Annotated in this window: 21 protein-coding genes; 15 read left to right on the top strand and 6 right to left on the bottom strand. The window is 62.1% G+C overall.

Going from position 1 to position 14215, the window contains the following annotated elements:
* The first annotated feature begins 47 nt into the window (after positions 1 to 47).
* From GJ698_RS14965 to GJ698_RS14950, 4 genes are all read left to right on the top strand, one after another.
* Positions 48 to 290, top strand: coding sequence for a hypothetical protein (locus tag GJ698_RS14965; protein WP_154358429.1), 243 nt, complete (start codon positions 48 to 50; stop codon positions 288 to 290).
* The gene (locus tag GJ698_RS14960) at positions 287 to 631 is read left to right on the top strand and encodes a hypothetical protein (protein WP_154358427.1); all 345 of its coding nucleotides are present in this window, start codon (positions 287 to 289) and stop codon (positions 629 to 631) included. Before GJ698_RS14965 ends, GJ698_RS14960 begins: the two co-directional genes overlap by 4 nt.
* Positions 628 to 939: a hypothetical protein gene (locus tag GJ698_RS14955; protein WP_154358426.1), complete on the top strand. Its 312-nt coding sequence runs from the start codon at positions 628 to 630 to the stop codon at positions 937 to 939. The genes GJ698_RS14960 and GJ698_RS14955 overlap by 4 nt, the downstream gene beginning before the upstream one ends.
* A gap of 382 nt (positions 940 to 1321) precedes the next feature.
* Positions 1322 to 2215, top strand: coding sequence for an antA/AntB antirepressor family protein (locus GJ698_RS14950; protein ID WP_154358425.1), 894 nt, complete (start codon positions 1322 to 1324; stop codon positions 2213 to 2215).
* 34 nt (positions 2216 to 2249) lie between these two features.
* On the opposite strand, the gene GJ698_RS31155 is transcribed toward GJ698_RS14950, so the two are convergent.
* On the bottom strand, positions 2250 to 2831 hold the full coding sequence (locus GJ698_RS31155) for an Arc family DNA-binding protein (protein ID WP_154358423.1): 582 nt from the start codon (positions 2829 to 2831) through the stop codon (positions 2250 to 2252).
* A 124-nt stretch (positions 2832 to 2955) separates the two neighbouring features.
* On the opposite strand from GJ698_RS31155, the gene GJ698_RS14940 reads away from it, so the two are divergent.
* The 10 genes from GJ698_RS14940 (at position 2956) to GJ698_RS14895 (ending at position 7252) form a co-directional block, all read left to right on the top strand.
* Positions 2956 to 3120 (top strand): hypothetical protein, encoded by a 165-nt coding sequence (locus tag GJ698_RS14940; RefSeq protein ID WP_154358422.1) that lies wholly within the window; start codon positions 2956 to 2958, stop codon positions 3118 to 3120.
* 85 nt (positions 3121 to 3205) lie between these two features.
* Positions 3206 to 3502, top strand: coding sequence for a hypothetical protein (locus tag GJ698_RS14935; protein ID WP_154358420.1), 297 nt, complete (start codon positions 3206 to 3208; stop codon positions 3500 to 3502).
* The gene (locus tag GJ698_RS14930) at positions 3499 to 3897 is read left to right on the top strand and encodes a hypothetical protein (RefSeq protein WP_154358419.1); all 399 of its coding nucleotides are present in this window, start codon (positions 3499 to 3501) and stop codon (positions 3895 to 3897) included. Before GJ698_RS14935 ends, GJ698_RS14930 begins: the two co-directional genes overlap by 4 nt.
* Positions 3894 to 4202 (top strand): hypothetical protein, encoded by a 309-nt coding sequence (locus GJ698_RS14925; protein ID WP_154358418.1) that lies wholly within the window; start codon positions 3894 to 3896, stop codon positions 4200 to 4202. The genes GJ698_RS14930 and GJ698_RS14925 overlap by 4 nt, the downstream gene beginning before the upstream one ends.
* Positions 4199 to 4438: a hypothetical protein gene (locus GJ698_RS14920; protein ID WP_154358417.1), complete on the top strand. Its 240-nt coding sequence runs from the start codon at positions 4199 to 4201 to the stop codon at positions 4436 to 4438. The genes GJ698_RS14925 and GJ698_RS14920 overlap by 4 nt, the downstream gene beginning before the upstream one ends.
* Entirely contained in the window at positions 4417 to 4818 is a 402-nt protein-coding gene (locus tag GJ698_RS14915) for a hypothetical protein (protein ID WP_154358416.1), read from the top strand. The genes GJ698_RS14920 and GJ698_RS14915 overlap by 22 nt, the downstream gene beginning before the upstream one ends.
* The gene (locus GJ698_RS14910) at positions 4815 to 5402 is read left to right on the top strand and encodes a hypothetical protein (protein WP_154358415.1); all 588 of its coding nucleotides are present in this window, start codon (positions 4815 to 4817) and stop codon (positions 5400 to 5402) included. The genes GJ698_RS14915 and GJ698_RS14910 overlap by 4 nt, the downstream gene beginning before the upstream one ends.
* Complete coding sequence (locus GJ698_RS14905) at positions 5399 to 5812, top strand: Lar family restriction alleviation protein (protein WP_154358414.1); 414 nt, start codon at positions 5399 to 5401, stop codon at positions 5810 to 5812. Before GJ698_RS14910 ends, GJ698_RS14905 begins: the two co-directional genes overlap by 4 nt.
* Positions 5799 to 6071 (top strand): excisionase family protein, encoded by a 273-nt coding sequence (gene xisR, locus GJ698_RS30655; protein ID WP_208023826.1) that lies wholly within the window; start codon positions 5799 to 5801, stop codon positions 6069 to 6071. The genes GJ698_RS14905 and xisR overlap by 14 nt, the downstream gene beginning before the upstream one ends.
* A complete protein-coding gene (locus GJ698_RS14895; RefSeq protein ID WP_154358413.1) occupies positions 6062 to 7252 on the top strand; it encodes a site-specific integrase in 1191 nt (396 codons plus the stop codon). The genes xisR and GJ698_RS14895 overlap by 10 nt, the downstream gene beginning before the upstream one ends.
* A gap of 598 nt (positions 7253 to 7850) precedes the next feature.
* Here GJ698_RS14895 and GJ698_RS14890 read toward each other — a convergent pair.
* Positions 7851 to 8201, bottom strand: a complete 351-nt coding sequence (locus GJ698_RS14890) for a lysozyme inhibitor LprI family protein (RefSeq protein ID WP_154358412.1) — start codon at positions 8199 to 8201, stop codon at positions 7851 to 7853.
* A gap of 580 nt (positions 8202 to 8781) precedes the next feature.
* Here GJ698_RS14890 and GJ698_RS14885 point away from each other — a divergent pair.
* Complete coding sequence (locus GJ698_RS14885; RefSeq protein ID WP_154358411.1) at positions 8782 to 9843, top strand: MBL fold metallo-hydrolase; 1062 nt, start codon at positions 8782 to 8784, stop codon at positions 9841 to 9843.
* Between the two features lie 97 nt (positions 9844 to 9940).
* On the opposite strand, the gene GJ698_RS14880 is transcribed toward GJ698_RS14885, so the two are convergent.
* From GJ698_RS14880 to hemC, 4 genes are read right to left on the bottom strand one after another with little or no spacing between them, the layout of a single operon-like run.
* Positions 9941 to 11137: a heme biosynthesis protein HemY gene (locus tag GJ698_RS14880; protein ID WP_154358409.1), complete on the bottom strand. Its 1197-nt coding sequence runs from the start codon at positions 11135 to 11137 to the stop codon at positions 9941 to 9943.
* 2 nt (positions 11138 to 11139) lie between these two features.
* Complete coding sequence (locus GJ698_RS14875) at positions 11140 to 12300, bottom strand: uroporphyrinogen-III C-methyltransferase (protein WP_154358408.1); 1161 nt, start codon at positions 12298 to 12300, stop codon at positions 11140 to 11142.
* Positions 12297 to 13088, bottom strand: a complete 792-nt coding sequence (locus GJ698_RS14870) for a uroporphyrinogen-III synthase (protein WP_154358407.1) — start codon at positions 13086 to 13088, stop codon at positions 12297 to 12299. The genes GJ698_RS14875 and GJ698_RS14870 overlap by 4 nt, the downstream gene beginning before the upstream one ends.
* 7 nt (positions 13089 to 13095) lie before the next feature.
* Positions 13096 to 14121: a hydroxymethylbilane synthase gene (hemC, locus tag GJ698_RS14865; protein ID WP_267874804.1), complete on the bottom strand. Its 1026-nt coding sequence runs from the start codon at positions 14119 to 14121 to the stop codon at positions 13096 to 13098.
* Positions 14122 to 14215 lie beyond the last annotated feature (94 nt).

Genomic DNA, 14215 nt, shown 5'->3' with positions numbered 1-14215 from the left:
GTCTCAGCATCAACCGGAAAATGATGCCGGCCACCACTGAGGCGAACATGACCACCCCCACCCCCACAGACGCCACCGCCGACCAACTCTTAGCGGCGGCCTTCAATGCGTCGCGCGATCCACGCAGCACCGAGTGCCGCGCGGGCGCGCTGCGCTTCCGCATCGACGGCCGCAATATTCCCCGTCCATATTCCGCCGGCACCGCTGCCGATGACGCTTATCACGCCGGCATCGCCGAGGGCCGCGCCATCTGGCGCGCAGCCGCAGCCAGCGCGGCAGGTGCCGCATGAGCGCGCGCCTCTTGCAAGAGCTTGAGCTCGAAGAATGCCCCCAATGTATCGCAACTTTCTACGCCTTCTTCGTCGTCGCGAATGATCCCACGCAACCACGCAATCCGATGGTCCAGCACCACGTAAGTCGAATCGTGGCCTGCGCCGCCGCGCGCGGCTTCACGCACGCCGATGTCCTGGCCGGCTTGGTAGGTAGCGGCCAGCAGCTCAGCGAGCAGGCGCTGTGGCTCGGCACACGCCTGGGCGAATTCGTCGGTGCTGAGCGCATGCAGTCCATGGTCGATGACATGCTCGCCGACCTTCAAAACAAGCCGATCAACAAATCAGGGGAAGACGCATGAGCAGCAGCACCGCACACGTGATCGCCCTCCTGTCTGCCGGCGAGCTGGCGGTAGAACTCTGGCGTGCAGAGACAGCCGCCGCCGATGCGAAGCACCGCTACGTCCGAAAGATCGAGCGCTACGAGCAGCAGCACGGTGATCTGGTCGGTCGCCTCAGCCCAGCGAAACCTGAGCACGCCGGTGCCATCGCCTTCAGCGCCGCCGCCTACGCCTCACATCAGGCAGCACGCCGGAAGGTCTACAGCCTGCGGCGCCGGCTGCGCGCGGCCAGCTGCAAAGCCGCGCGTCTGGCGGCGGCACACGCGTAGTGAAGCTGGATAACTACTACCACCTCGGCGATCTGCAGGTCTACGAAACGCTGGTGCGCATGGTGACTGCAGGGTGGCAAAGGCGTGAAGCTAAGTGCATGAACAGAAAGGATATTTACCATCAAAAATCCCAAGGCAGTACCGGTCTGGGATTTTTTTAACGTGAATCCAAAGCGATTATCGACCACTACTCTTGCAACCACGCCATCAATCGCATCGTAAGATCGGCGTCACCAGTCGGCGGAATCGATGCTGAGTGTGCGAAGGATTTACAGCCTGCCGGCCGATGGTAACTTTTACAGTTTTTAAGCGATCGAAGCGGGATAAGCTTCGGTTTTCACAAGCGGCTCGATTCGAGTTGCCCATAACTTGAGAGGAAAATATGAGTGCATTTGAACCGCATGAGCAGCTGACGGCGGCAACTCACCAGCCTACGTCGGCGATCGCCGCGCTGATCCCTGTCGGGACATCGAAAATCGCCGGCGCCAACGTCCAGACGACCGACGCCCGCGGTCTCCACGCCTTTCTCAAAGTAGGCAAGGATTTCTCCAGCTGGGTCAAGGCGCGCATCGAGCAGTACTCGTTCGTGGAAAATGAAGACTTCATCGTCATTGACGCCGCTCCCCAAAACGGGGGAGCGGGAAATCGAGGCGTTCGAGTTGAATATGCGTTGACCTTGGACATGGCGAAAGAGCTGGCCATGGTCGAACGCAACGCTAAGGGCAAGGAGGCGCGGCAGTACTTCATCGAGTGCGAGCGCCGCGCGGTGGCGGCCCCTGTCCGGCCGACCGAGCTGTCGCGCCTGGATCTGATCGAGATGGCCATGGCCGCCGAGCGCGAGCGCATCGCGGCCGACGCCAAGGTGCAGCAATTGGAGCACCGTGTCGCCGACCAGGCGCCGGCAGTGGCCGGGTTCGACCTGCTGGCCAGTGCCGACGGTTCGCTGTGCATCCGCGACGCGGCCGCCACGCTCAAGATGCGCCCGTGCGACCTGACTGACTATCTAATTGAAAAGGGATGGATCTACCAGCGCACCGGCGCAGAGGATCACAAGGCCTTCGGCAAGCGGCTGCAAGCGCTCGATCTGAAGTACAACGTGTTCGGATACACCAGCAAGACCACCGGCGACCGTAAAGCGCGGCAGCAGATCCGCATCACGAACAAAGGTCTGACCAAGCTGGCGGCGATGCTCGCTCAAGACGCGGTGGCGAAGCGACTGACGGCCGGCGCAGGCCAGAATCAGCAGCGCTTGCCGCTGCCAGGTGATGACGGCTAGTTTTGCAGCAAAAGCCGCATGCCGCATGGATTAATTACTTCGAGGTATTGCGAATGCTCTTGCGCTTCACTGCCGAGCCGTCTTTCGCAGATGTGCCGCGCTTATCAGGTTTTGGAACTGGCGGAGACTCCTGTTTCTCGGTAGGAGGAAAGTCGGCATCTCGCAGCACTACATGAGGAATCATTCTCAAATATGACGATGTCTTACCAGTGCCCACGGGGGCGGATACGAAGATTTCTTTCTCTTGGCCGGGGCGGTCTTCGCCACCAGGTGTGAATGGCTTCACTTCGAAGATCAGGGTTTCGCTCAAACGCTGCAACACGAGGTCGGCAAACGCACCCGCGACGTGAGGGTCTGGTTTCATTTGCGCTGCCAGCTTGTCGAGCTCTTCAGTTCCCAGTCGTTCACCGCTGAGGTGAAGGTCGGCGCTGTCTACGAGTTTTTCATGAAAGTCCTGGCGCATGTAGTAATCGTGAAGCGCCAGGATGATCTCGGAGTTCATGCTACGTCCATTGCGCTTCGCGGATTCGGCAATCTGTCCACGCATGCCGTCCGGAAATCTCAGCATGAATTTGTCGGACTCGCGCGACACGGCGCTCTTGGGATCTTTGCTCATATGCGCAGGATACAAGTATACGCAGGTGTTTTAAATGGAGTCACCGTGACACAAATATAGCTTGTCGTAAACGTGCGAGACGTTTACTATCAATGTGTGTCACCGTGACATCAAGGAGATAGTAGTGAAGATTGATCAGCCTGTAGTGCAGATTCTGGTTCGCACATCGGAAGAAAACCGTGACTGGCTCAAGGCAAAGGCACTGGGCCAAGACCGATCGGTGAACTGGATCGTCAACAAAATCTTGGACGAAGCGAGGGAGAAAGAGGCGGAGCGTCACGCCATCTAACGCAGAAAAAACAAAGCCCCGAATCGAGAACGCTGGGGAGCAGATCGATTCAGGGCTCTTGACACCACTCAAATGGAGCCAATAAATGAACTCTAACACCAACCAACCACGTTTACAAGCGAAACATGCAGTAAACACAACGCTACTCGTATCGCAGGCAAAACAACACGCTTGGGACATCGGCGCCCTGGCAGCCAACGCCGAAGCTCTGCTCGAAATGCTGCACGAACAGATCGATGAAATCACCACGCCCGACGTCCAGCGCGCCCTCCTGCGCGTTGATGCGCTCGCAGTCGGCGCGCGCCGCAGCATGCTGCTGATCAAAGAAGCCGGCAAAGAAATCGAGGCGAACCTGGAACAAACCGAACAGGTGGCCGCATGAACGCCCGCGTCACTCCAGCCGCAGCTGCAGCCCTGAAACAGGCCGCCGCGCAGGCGATGCCGAAGGATCGCGTCTCGGTGTACGAGCAGGCCTTCGGCCAGTTCGCTGAAGAACTGATCCTGCAAACACGCGGCGCTGGCGTCAGCGTTGAGCCCTACCTGCGCAACTTGAATCGCATCGCCACGCTTACCGCCGGCCTGGGCGCCGTCTTGCGCATCGTGGCGGGCAACTGCGTGGTCGCCGATACCTTCGACGCGGAGAATCCAGCCATGGAGCCGCCGCTCGGCAGCTACACCGTCAACGTGCTCACGAACATGGCCGCCGAGGTGTGCGAACTGATCACGGACGACATCAGTGGGTCCGCCGATAAACTGCGCGACGAGGTGCAGCCATGAACTCGCGCGCTACCACAGCATCTGCTGCAGCGATGCATCAGATCGAAGCCCTAAGCGAAGTCGCCGATCAGGCGCAGGTCGCCGCATCTTGGACGAATGACCGGTTGGCGCCGATCATGGCGGCCATCAAAGAGCTAGCAAAAGTCGAGAAGCTTACGCACGGTCAGTTGTCGCTGCGCGTGAATCTGATCAGCAAGCTGGCCGCCATCGGCGAGATGGCTGCAGACGAAATGGCTGCCGACTTCGAGGCTACCGCGGACACGGCCAAGCAGAAGCTGGCCAGCCTGCAGCGAGGTGCTCAATGAACGCGCGCTTTGTGCCGCCGGCTGCTGACCTGGTGTTCGAGGCCCCCTACTCCAACGTTAGCATCACCACCGGTGATTTGAACGATCACGCCATCATGCGCGCGCGCCAGCTGGCCGCGCTGCTGCTCGCCATGCAGCCCCCGGAAGGACCTGACAGCCTTCTCTGGCTGGCGCAGCAGATCTCGGACGAGCTGGTGGTGTGCGTCGAACGTCAGTGCCTCGGAGGTGCAGCATGATGCGCGCCTTCGTCTGCAGCATGCTGGGCCACCGGCCGGCGCCGAGCCGCTACCGACTGACGGCCGGCGGCGCTGCCCGTGCGTGGGAGTGCTGCCCGCGCTGCCAGCAGCACCACCGTCCCGACGTGCAGACGACGCTGCTGGTGCGCACGGTCGACCATGGTTGCCTGATCCCGGCCGGCTACGGCGTCGCGTGGGTCGACTGGCGCACCGGCGACGCTGTGATGATGCCGATCCCGCTCAACCTTGCCGCCGCCGGTGCGCACCGCGCGTGGTATTGGGTGAAGGTGCCGCGCGCGCTGATCATGGACACGCGACAAGCCTACGCCAAAGGCATCCGCGACGGCCAGCGCCAGCAGCGCGCGGGAGGTGGCAAGTGAGCGCGCAAATCGTCACGCAGTTCCTGCGCCTGCGGCGGTCCATCCGTCAGCACCAGGTACTGTTGGACCGCGCCAGCGCGACCCGGGCGATGCTGCTGCGCCAGGCCAAGGTACTGGATGCCGGCTCGCCGTTCGACCGCGCTCGGGCGGCCACCTACCGCGCGCGGCACGAGAACATCAATCCGTTCTGGCATGCGGGCATCGAGCGGCGCCGCGCGCTCGGCCGCCAGCTGCTGGATCTGGCGCCGGCATTCGACGCGGCCACCACCTTCGAGCAGCGCCTGGATCTGTTGAACGTGAACGTGGCCGACCGCGCCGACATCACGCCAGGCGCCGGCCTGGTGATGATCGTGGCCGGCTACTGCCGCGAGGATTCAGCGGCACGCCGACGCGAGGAGTTCAACGACGGGGCGCTGTTCAACAGCGCCCACCTGGAGATCGTCATCACCATGGCCGACAGCGCCACCGGCCGCGCCGCGACCGAGAAGGTGCTGGTCGATGTCTTCGGGCCGGCCGCCTTCCACATGCTGGACGAGAAACCGAAACTGCACCTGGTCAGCACCACACCGGAGGGCGCCTTATGAGCTCACGACTGAAACCATGCCCATTCTGCGGCAGTCCGGCGGAGCACTATCCGGACGGCGAGATGGAGGGCTACGACGTGATGTGCTCCAGCACCACCAGCGACTGCAAGTTCAACGTCTTCGGGTCGCGCACGCCGGCGCAGGCGGAAGCGCTATGGAACCGCCGCGCGGCGCCGGGGGTGGCGTCCGCCACCGCTCTCGATTCGGAGTCGCTGCTCAAGGCCGTAAACGCGATCGCGCGCCAGCTGATCGACGAGCAGTCCGCCGCGCCCGCCGACGTCGACGAGGAAGACTTCGCCGCCGGCAAGATGGCCGGCACCGTGCAGTTCGCCGCCGAAATGATCAAACACATCCAGCTGGCCAGCGCCAGCACCACAATGAAAGGAGAATTGTCGAATGAACCTGAGTGACGTCGAGATGGTTGCACGGCTCGTCGAGCGCATCGAGAAGATTGGGGAGGCCGCAGCTGTCAAGGCCGCCCTCGCCGGCCAACCCATGACCTGGGTAAAGCTCGAGCGCTACGTCGAGATCGCCGGTGATTCCGTGGACGCCGTCCAGGCGCGCCGCAAGGCCGGCAAATGGCTCAACGGCCGTGAGTGCAAGGTGGTCGACGGCAGGGTCTGGATCAACCTGCGCGCGGTCGAGCAGTGGATCGAAAAATGGGAGTAGAGAAAGCCACATCACGCGGCGTTGAGCTGCGCAGCGGGGTCGGCAGCCAGTCGATCCGGATCAAGTTCATGTATCGCGGTATGGAGTGCAGGGAGACGCTGAAGATCCCGCACACCAAGCCGAACATCCGGTTCGCTGAACGGCTGCGCGGCGAGATACTGAATGCGATCGAGCTGGGCACGTTCAACTACGCGAAGTACTTTCCCGACTCCGGCCAGCTGGAGAAACTCGGCCTGGCCCGCACGGCGGAGCGCCTCACCATCGGCCAGCTGGTGCGCGAGCAACTCAAGCTGGCAGAGCGCACGCTGGCGCCCAGCACGTTCGTCAAATACACGACGTCATACACGACCTACCTCAAGCGCTTCGACAACACGCTATTGGTAAATCTGACGCCGGCGCTGTTGCGCGAGTGGATCACGGGCCTGAACCTCAAAGCTCGGAGCATCCGGCAACTCTTGATACCGCTGCGGGGCGCGCTTGAGCAGGCGGTGAACGACGACCTGATCACAGGCAATCCGCTGGACCGCGTGAAGCTGAACAAGCTGCTCCCCAAGGAAGCGAAGCGGGTCGACTACGAGGTCGACCCGTTCAGCGCGGCCGAGATCAAGGCGATATTAGCCGCCGCCAAGCCACAGGAGCGCAACATGTTCCTGTTCGCTTTCGCTACCGGCATGCGTCCGAGCGAATACATGGCACTGAAGTGGAGCTCCATCGACCTGGTCGGCAACACAGTGCTGGTCGAGCGAGCGCGCGTCGTTCGGGTCACCAGGGAGGAAACTAAAACTGACGCCGGGCGCCGCTTGATCGATCTGCGACGAGGCGCGCTGCAAGCCATCCTCGACCAGCGCCAGTTCACCTCGCTGGAGAATGACCTTGTCTTCCACGACCCGTATCACAATGCCGGATGGCAGGACTCCTCCCGCATCTCCACCCGGTGGAATGCCACCTTGAAGAAGGCCGGCGTCCGGCAAAGGGTACTGTACCAAACGCGGCACACGTTCGCCTCCACGCTGCTATCGAGCGGCTCGAACCCACTGTATGTTGCCAAGCAGATGGGGCACAAGGACACTACGATGGTGACAAAGACCTACGGAAAGTGGATTGAGCTGGAGGACAATGCTCTACCAGATTTTTTTGAGAAGATTGTCGAACGGAAGGCTGCGGCCCGCCCCGGCCGCTAGCACTGGCTTTGGTGCGAATGACGGGTTCCACCCCAAAGCGGAAGTTCTCTTATCTACGGAGTGCATTGCCGATTATCTAATGTCGATTAGGCGTGAACCAAAGTGTATTTGCAATGACACCTGCCACTCCCCATGCAAACGTCAGCGGCAAGCCGAAGTAACCTATAGCTCCAAGGACTGAATCACCAGTTTCTCCATCATGAAGCATAAGAGAAATGCAAGTTGCGGCAACTGCGGCGACTATGAGCGAGCTACGCATTGTCCCGATTCGTGCCTTTAAGAACACCATTGATGGCAACAGAATCAATGTGGAAATTACTGCTTGAGTTAGCATTAATGGGAATCCGAATATAGCTAGTGCTCGCTCGGACGCATCGTCAATTAAATAACCACCCACCGCACATTGAAGAAAATCATACGCCCACAATATCAACGCGGGAAAAATAAGAAATACAAAAACTGCGCTTAATCGACGTCTCATCGTAGGAGGGGGACAGTTTATCGGGGAGGTTACTGGCTGGCGGTGGCCAAATCCTATAACAGTGGTTTCATCTAATTCGTTATTTGATGCCGTCTGCTTTTGGCCGGTTAGAGTCTGTCATTTTTGCAAGTCAAGACTAGTGTATTCGCCATTCGGTGCCCAAAACATGCTGCCCTTTAGCTCTTCTGTTCGATGTAAAGTTCTATCTATCATGCAATCGAGTGGTTCCGCCGCGCTGGCCCATTTACAGTCCGCCTCGCGAAGCGAAATCCAAATCCGCTGAGCCTTTTTGAGCTTTTCCTGTTCTTCCTTTCGCAGCTGTTTCATCAGATCTGCATATGTAGCATTTAGTTCTTTGTCTGCGGTAGCTAGCTCAGCCGGGCGAGTATCTCCAAACACCGCCTGCGCAGGAAAAGCGGTCATCAAAGCAGCAATTGTGATGGCGAAAACAGAAACGATACGTAGCATTTTTTTCGATAAAATAATTGTGGGGTGATTTCGAGAGTCTGCTGTTGGCCGCTAGCCGACTCTTCTACTAGAGAAAGACTGCCAGCAAAAGATTAAAGCTAAGACTAGAAACGCGACGGAAAATCCGAGAACCAAATAGTCCGGTAGCAGAGATGGATATACCTTGTCGAAAATAAAATAGCTTAACCCGAAGGCATATGCAAGGGAGGGTAGCCATTTCTTCTGCCAAGCGAAACTAACCATCGCTAAGGCGCAACCCGCGATACCTAAAATAGTGACAAGGTGCATATCATCCCTCAATAAAACTTTGGACTGCTTTTGACCGAACTCGGCTGTCGGCGTTTAGGATAGCAGCTTGCCTGCGTGAAAGATTCACACTTTATCACTTCGACCACATCTGGGGGCGGCTCTACGATTTTCGCCCAGGTTTCGCCCAAATGCCAATCTGGCAAAAATCAGCCTGTAGGTAAAGGCTGTATGGCGAATCCTTGACGTTATATCGAAGTACAGGCGGCTTGTGCGGCGCAACACCGTTGAACATTTGTTATGATGAAGGCTGTTCTTATTCAGATACCGAATTATGATTTTCCGCCAATTGTTCGACCCGACCTCCTCCACCTACACCTATCTGCTGGGTGACGGCGGCGAGGCGCTGCTGATCGATCCGGTCTACGAACAGGTGCCGCGCGACCTGGCGCTGTTGCAGGAACTGGGCCTCACGCTGATCGCGACGCTGGACACCCACGTCCACGCCGACCACGTGACCGGCGCCTGGCGTTTGCGCCAGCGCAGCGGCAGCCGCATCGCCATCTCGGCCGCCGCCGGCACCACCGAGGCCGACACCGCCCTGCAACACGGCGACCGCATCGATTTCGGCGCCCGCCACCTGACGGTGCGCGCCACGCCCGGCCACACCAGCGGCTGCCTGACCTATGTGCTGGATGACGCCAGCATGGCCTTCACCGGCGACAGCCTGCTGATACGCGGCTGCGGCCGCACCGACTTCCAGCAAGGCAGTCCGCAGCAGCTGTTCGCCTCGGTGCACGAGCAGATCCTGAGTTTGCCGGGCGCATGCCTGCTCTACCCTGGCCACGACTACCGCGGCATCACCGTCACCAGCGTGGCCGAGGAGCGGCGCTACAACCCGCGCCTGGGCGGCGACGTCGACGTGGGCGACTTCACCGGCCACATGAACAATCTGCACCTGCCGCATCCGAAGCTGATGGCGGTGGCGGTGCCGGCCAACCTGCGCTGCGGCCAGCCGCAAGGCGACGCGCCGACCGACACGCCGGGCTGGGCGCCGCTGACCCTGCGTTTCAGCGGCGTATGGGAAATCGAGCCGATGGCCCTGCTGGAGCAGCAAAGCAAGGTCCAGATCGTCGATGTGCGCGAAGCGCCGGAATTCATCGACCGCCTGGGCCACCTGCATGGCGCCACGCTGGTGCCCCTGTCGCAGCTGAACGAGCGCATGGCCGAATTCGACCGCGAGCAGCCGATCGTCGCCGTCTGCCGCTCTGGCGTGCGCTCGGCGCAAGCCAGCGTGCTGCTGACCAAGGCCGGCTTCAGCAAAGTCGCCAACCTCGCCGGCGGCATGCTGCGCTGGAAAATCGAAGGCTTCCCGGTCGACTCCGACCCAGCATAAATCCGGGGTCAGTTCTGCCAATCGCACACGAGCTCTACCGTAGCGGCTGCTACGGTAGAGCTCGTGTGCGATTGGCAGAACTGACCCCGGATTGGGTTTAGAGGATAGTTGCCAGCGCGCACTGGCGGTAGTGGTTGGCGGCCTCTTCTTCCTGGCCGAGCGCTTCGTGCAGTTGCGCCAGCTTCAGGTGGGATTCGCGCACCATGTGCGGGTCGGCGGCGTCCGACAGCGCCTGCTCCAGGTAGCGCTGCGCCTTGCCCCACAGTTTCTGCTTCAGGCACAGCGAACCCAGGGTCAGCGCCAGTTCGGCGTCGGTCGGGCGGGCGCTGGCCCAGTTTTCGCAATGTTCGATCTGCAGCAGCAGCGCGGCCGAGCCGGCCGGTGCGGCGGCTTCGCGGTAGGTGCGCACCACGCGGTCGTCCCAGTCGGCGGCCAGCGATTCTTCCGCCACCAGACGCGCCTCGTCGTGCAGGCCGCGCGCATTCAGCGCGGTCGCGGCGCGGCAGGCCACGTAGGGCTTGATGCGGTCGGCCGACGGCACCGTCGACCACACGCGCAGCAGCGATTCGGCATCGTGGCTGGCGTCGGACAGCAAATCGTCGTACGCCAGCTCGCGCAGGCGCGACGACAAGGCCGGATGCAGCGCGCGGTGCTTGTCGAGCGAACGCACCAGACGCAGCACCTCCGGCCAGTTCTTGGCCTGCTGCTGCGCTTTCAAGGACATCTGCAAGGCATGGATGTGACGCGTGCCGCTGGCGTTCAGCTCGCGCACCGCTTCCAGCGCCTGCTCCGGCTGATGGTCGTCGACCAGCAGTTCGGTCATGGTCATCAGGCGCGCGGTTTTCATCGCGTTGTCGTCGACCAGCTTGTTCAGCCACTGGTCGCGGCGCGCCGACTGGCGCATGCGGTGCGCGGCACGGGCGCCAATCAGCGCCGCCACGCCGGCGTTTTCCGGCAGCTCGGAGGCGCGCAGCGCGGCTTTTTCAGCATGGCCGAAACGGCCTTCGAACAGCGCCTTCAGCGCCTCGCGCAAGCCTTTATTGCCATCGCGCTCGCGCTTTTGCTGGCGGTAGGCCGCCACCTTGCCCGGCATCTTGACCGTCGCGCGGAAGGCGCGGATCACGATGTACAGGAAGACGAACAGCGCCAGCTCCAGCAGCACGAAGAAGTTCAGCGACAGGTCGATGCGGTGCGGCGGATAGAACAGCACCACATTGCCCGGATTGAAACGCGCCGTCACGGCAATACCGATGGCGGCGGCCATCATGGCGACTAACCAGAGAAATAAACGCATGACTATGGCTTCGCTTTGTAGTTGCGCACGGCGTTCAGGCTGTCGGCCAGGGTCGGCATCTCAATCGCGAGATTGCTGCCCTGTACCTGGCGCAGCAGCGCCTGCACGGTCTGGGTGGAGCGGGCGCGGGTGTCGAAATACTTGACCAGCGCGTCCTGCGCCGCGATCAGGTCGGAGCGGAACGCCCCCTCGTTGCGCGACAGCAGCGCCATGCGCGCATTCAGCAGGCGCAGCTTGAGGTTTTCGCGCATGAAGTAAGCCTGGGTCGGCGACAGCATCAGCGCATCCGGCGTTTCGACATTGCGCACGCGCACCAGCTCGCGCATGTCGCTCCACATTTCGCTGCTCCAGCCATGCCAGCCGTCCTGCAAGGCTTGCAGCCACGGGCTGGTCGTCTGTTCGACCACCACCGGCTTGCCATCCTTGCCGTGCACGACCTTGGTTTTGGCTTTCTTTTCAGGCAGCGCCGGCGCGGCCTGCTTTTCGTCCGACAGCATCGGTAGCGTATCAATCTGCGCGATGGCATTGTCCAGGCGCAGCGCCACGCCCACCGAATCGACGCTCGGCAGGGCTTTCAGCTTGTCGGTGTCGCGCGCGATGGCGCGGCGGATGGTGATGAATTGCGGCTTGTCCGACCGCGACAGGCTGCGGTCGGCATTCTGCAGCGCGATCAGCGCGCCCGGCACGTTGCCGGCCAGTTGCAGCTGCTGCGACGCGGTCGACAGCACTTGCTCGATCTCGGTCAGCGCCCATTCGTCGCGGTTCTTGGACAGGTCCTGGTACAGCTGCTCCAGCGCCAGTTGCTGGCTCTGCGCTTCCTGCTGCTTGCTTTCCAGCAGCGCGACCTTGGATTGCAGCTCCTTGGTGTTTTCCTGCACGCTGCGCACCAGGTTGCCGGTGTCGGCATTCGAGGCGTCGCCTTTTTGCAGGCGCAGCGCCATTTCCTCGCGCAGCTTGTTGACGCGCGCATGCGACGACCAGGTCTGGCCGGCCAGCAAAATGGTCAGCACGAGCAGCCCCACCAGCAGCATTTGCGGCTGTTGCAGGGTTTCGAGCAGGCTCGGTTCAGGCTGCGATGGCGGCGTGGCCGCAGGCGGGGTCTCGGCCTCGGCGGCCTTGGCGTTCGAGACGGCTGGGTCAGGTAAAGTAGGCAAATCGTTCATAGGCATGATTGTAACGCGGCCAGCAGGCGTTCGTCGCCTGATCCGGTGAGCGTCAGCTTGGAAAATCCTAAATTATTTGCCGTTTCGGCAATTCGGGCGTGTGGCACGATCAGATGCTGCTGTTGCATAGCTACAACGCTATTGTGCTGCATCGCGTCAGGGTGCTGCAAGTCCAAATTGGCCAGGAGGCCGCACAGGCCCCGTAACGCCTCGGAACTGGTGATGATCCAGTCGTTTTGTTGCGCCAGCAGACGGCGCAAGGTGGCGGCCAGCTGCGGCGTCAGCGCCGGCACCGAGCGGCAATAGGCCGGCACGATGTCGACCAGCGCACCGGCCGCCCGCAAGCCGTCGCCCATCAGCTCGCGGCCGCTTTCGCCGCGGATGATCAGCACCCGGCGGCCGTTCAGGGCCGCCAGGTCCAGCGTTTGCAGCAGGTGTTCGGAGTCGCTGTGGGCGCTGTCGGCCGGGCTGACGATGGTGTGGCGCGCCGGCGTGACGCCGTACGCGGCCAGCGCGGCGCGGCTGCCCTCGCCCACCACGGCCAGCGTCACGCCGGCCGGCCACTGCTTTATATGGGCAAACGCCGCGTCGATGGCGTTGGGCGAGACGAACGCCACCATAACGTACCGATCCAGCTGCGCCAGCGCGGCCAGCAGCGGCGCCGGATCGGCCAGCGGCGCGATTTCCAGCAGCGGCAGGATTTCCACGGTACGGCCCAGGGCGGCCACGCGGGCCGCCAGCGGCGTGGCTTGCGCCAGGGGACGGGTGATGACGACGGCGCCGGCCATCCCCGGATCAGGCGGCAGGCTTGCCGGCGGCGCTGGCGGCCAGTTCGGCCGAACGCGCATCGTCGTCGGCCTGCGCCGCTTCGCTCAGGCAGGCGGCCAGGATGCCTTCGGCGTCCTGCACGCGCAGCTGTTCGGCCACTTGCAGGCCCAGCGCCTCGGCCTCGGCGGCCGGACCATGCGCCTCGGCGCTGATCATGCGCTTGCCGTCCGGCGTCGCCACCATGGCGCGCAGGTGCATCTGGTCGCCATCGATGGTGGCGTAGGACGCCAGCGGAATCTGGCAGCTGCCGCCAAACACCTGCGACACCTTGCGCTCGGCGATCGACACCAGCGCGCTGTGCCCGTGGTGCAGCGGCGCCAGCAGCGCCACCAGGTCGAGGCCGTCATCGCGTTCGGGGATTTCAATCGCCAGCGTGCCCTGCCCCGGCGCCGGCAGGCTGGTTTCCGGCGACAGCAGCGCGCGGATGCGCGCGGCCAGGCCCAGGCGCTTCAGGCCGGCGGCGGCCAGGATGATGGCGGCGTACTCGCCGCGATCCAGCTTGGCCAGGCGGGTATCGAGATTGCCGCGCAGCGGCTTGATCACCAGCTGCGGATAGCGCGCGGCGATCAGCGCCTGGCGGCGCAGGCTGCTGGTGCCGACCACGGCGCCGTCCGGCAGTTCGTCGAGCGACGCGTAATCGTTGGACACGAAGGCGTCGCGCGCATCTTCGCGCTCCATCACGGCCGCCATGGCGAAGCCTTCCGGCAACTCCATCGGCATGTCTTTCAGGCAGTGCACGGCCAGGTCGGCGCGGCCTTCGGCCATCGCCACTTCAAGTTCTTTCACAAACAGCCCCTTGCCGCCCACTTTGGACAGGGTGCGATCCAGAATTTGATCGCCGCGCGTCGTCATTCCGACAATTTTGACATCGCACTGCGGATATAATAATGTCAAGCGATCGCGGACGTGCTCGGCTTGCCACATGGCGAGGCGGCTCTCGCGCGACGCAATAACCAATCTCGACGGAGAATGCTTAGATTCAGATGTTTTCAAAACCAGTTCTTTCGCTGTAGCTGACGCTAACCGGCGCAAGCCAGTACCACGCGCGTGTTTAAGATCACAAATTTTAGCATGCTCACCTTCTCGC

Source organism: Duganella aquatilis (assembly GCF_009674565.1).
Lineage (GTDB): Bacteria > Pseudomonadota > Gammaproteobacteria > Burkholderiales > Burkholderiaceae_D > Rugamonas > Rugamonas aquatilis.
This window is presented reverse-complemented; position numbering and strand designations above follow the sequence as displayed.

Excerpts from the sequence above, each read along its gene's own strand:
- GJ698_RS14890 (WP_154358412.1), bottom strand. The coding sequence starts at position 8,201 with ATGCTACGTATCGTTTCTGTTTTCGCCATCACAATTGCTGCTTTGATG.
- GJ698_RS14920 (WP_154358417.1), top strand. The coding sequence starts at position 4,199 with ATGAACGCGCGCTTTGTGCCGCCGGCTGCTGACCTGGTGTTCGAGGCC.
- GJ698_RS14955 (WP_154358426.1), top strand. The coding sequence starts at position 628 with ATGAGCAGCAGCACCGCACACGTGATCGCCCTCCTGTCTGCCGGCGAG.
- GJ698_RS14930 (WP_154358419.1), top strand. The coding sequence starts at position 3,499 with ATGAACGCCCGCGTCACTCCAGCCGCAGCTGCAGCCCTGAAACAGGCC.
- xisR (WP_208023826.1), top strand. The coding sequence starts at position 5,799 with ATGAACCTGAGTGACGTCGAGATGGTTGCACGGCTCGTCGAGCGCATC.
- GJ698_RS14950 (WP_154358425.1), top strand. The coding sequence starts at position 1,322 with ATGAGTGCATTTGAACCGCATGAGCAGCTGACGGCGGCAACTCACCAG.
- GJ698_RS31155 (WP_154358423.1), bottom strand. The coding sequence starts at position 2,831 with ATGAGCAAAGATCCCAAGAGCGCCGTGTCGCGCGAGTCCGACAAATTC.
- GJ698_RS14885 (WP_154358411.1), top strand. The coding sequence starts at position 8,782 with ATGATTTTCCGCCAATTGTTCGACCCGACCTCCTCCACCTACACCTAT.
- GJ698_RS14880 (WP_154358409.1), bottom strand. The coding sequence starts at position 11,137 with ATGCGTTTATTTCTCTGGTTAGTCGCCATGATGGCCGCCGCCATCGGT.
- GJ698_RS14870 (WP_154358407.1), bottom strand. The coding sequence starts at position 13,088 with ATGGCCGGCGCCGTCGTCATCACCCGTCCCCTGGCGCAAGCCACGCCG.
- GJ698_RS14895 (WP_154358413.1), top strand. The coding sequence starts at position 6,062 with ATGGGAGTAGAGAAAGCCACATCACGCGGCGTTGAGCTGCGCAGCGGG.
- GJ698_RS14905 (WP_154358414.1), top strand. The coding sequence starts at position 5,399 with ATGAGCTCACGACTGAAACCATGCCCATTCTGCGGCAGTCCGGCGGAG.
- GJ698_RS14935 (WP_154358420.1), top strand. The coding sequence starts at position 3,206 with ATGAACTCTAACACCAACCAACCACGTTTACAAGCGAAACATGCAGTA.
- GJ698_RS14965 (WP_154358429.1), top strand. The coding sequence starts at position 48 with ATGACCACCCCCACCCCCACAGACGCCACCGCCGACCAACTCTTAGCG.
- GJ698_RS14960 (WP_154358427.1), top strand. The coding sequence starts at position 287 with ATGAGCGCGCGCCTCTTGCAAGAGCTTGAGCTCGAAGAATGCCCCCAA.
- GJ698_RS14925 (WP_154358418.1), top strand. The coding sequence starts at position 3,894 with ATGAACTCGCGCGCTACCACAGCATCTGCTGCAGCGATGCATCAGATC.
- GJ698_RS14875 (WP_154358408.1), bottom strand. The coding sequence starts at position 12,300 with ATGAACGATTTGCCTACTTTACCTGACCCAGCCGTCTCGAACGCCAAG.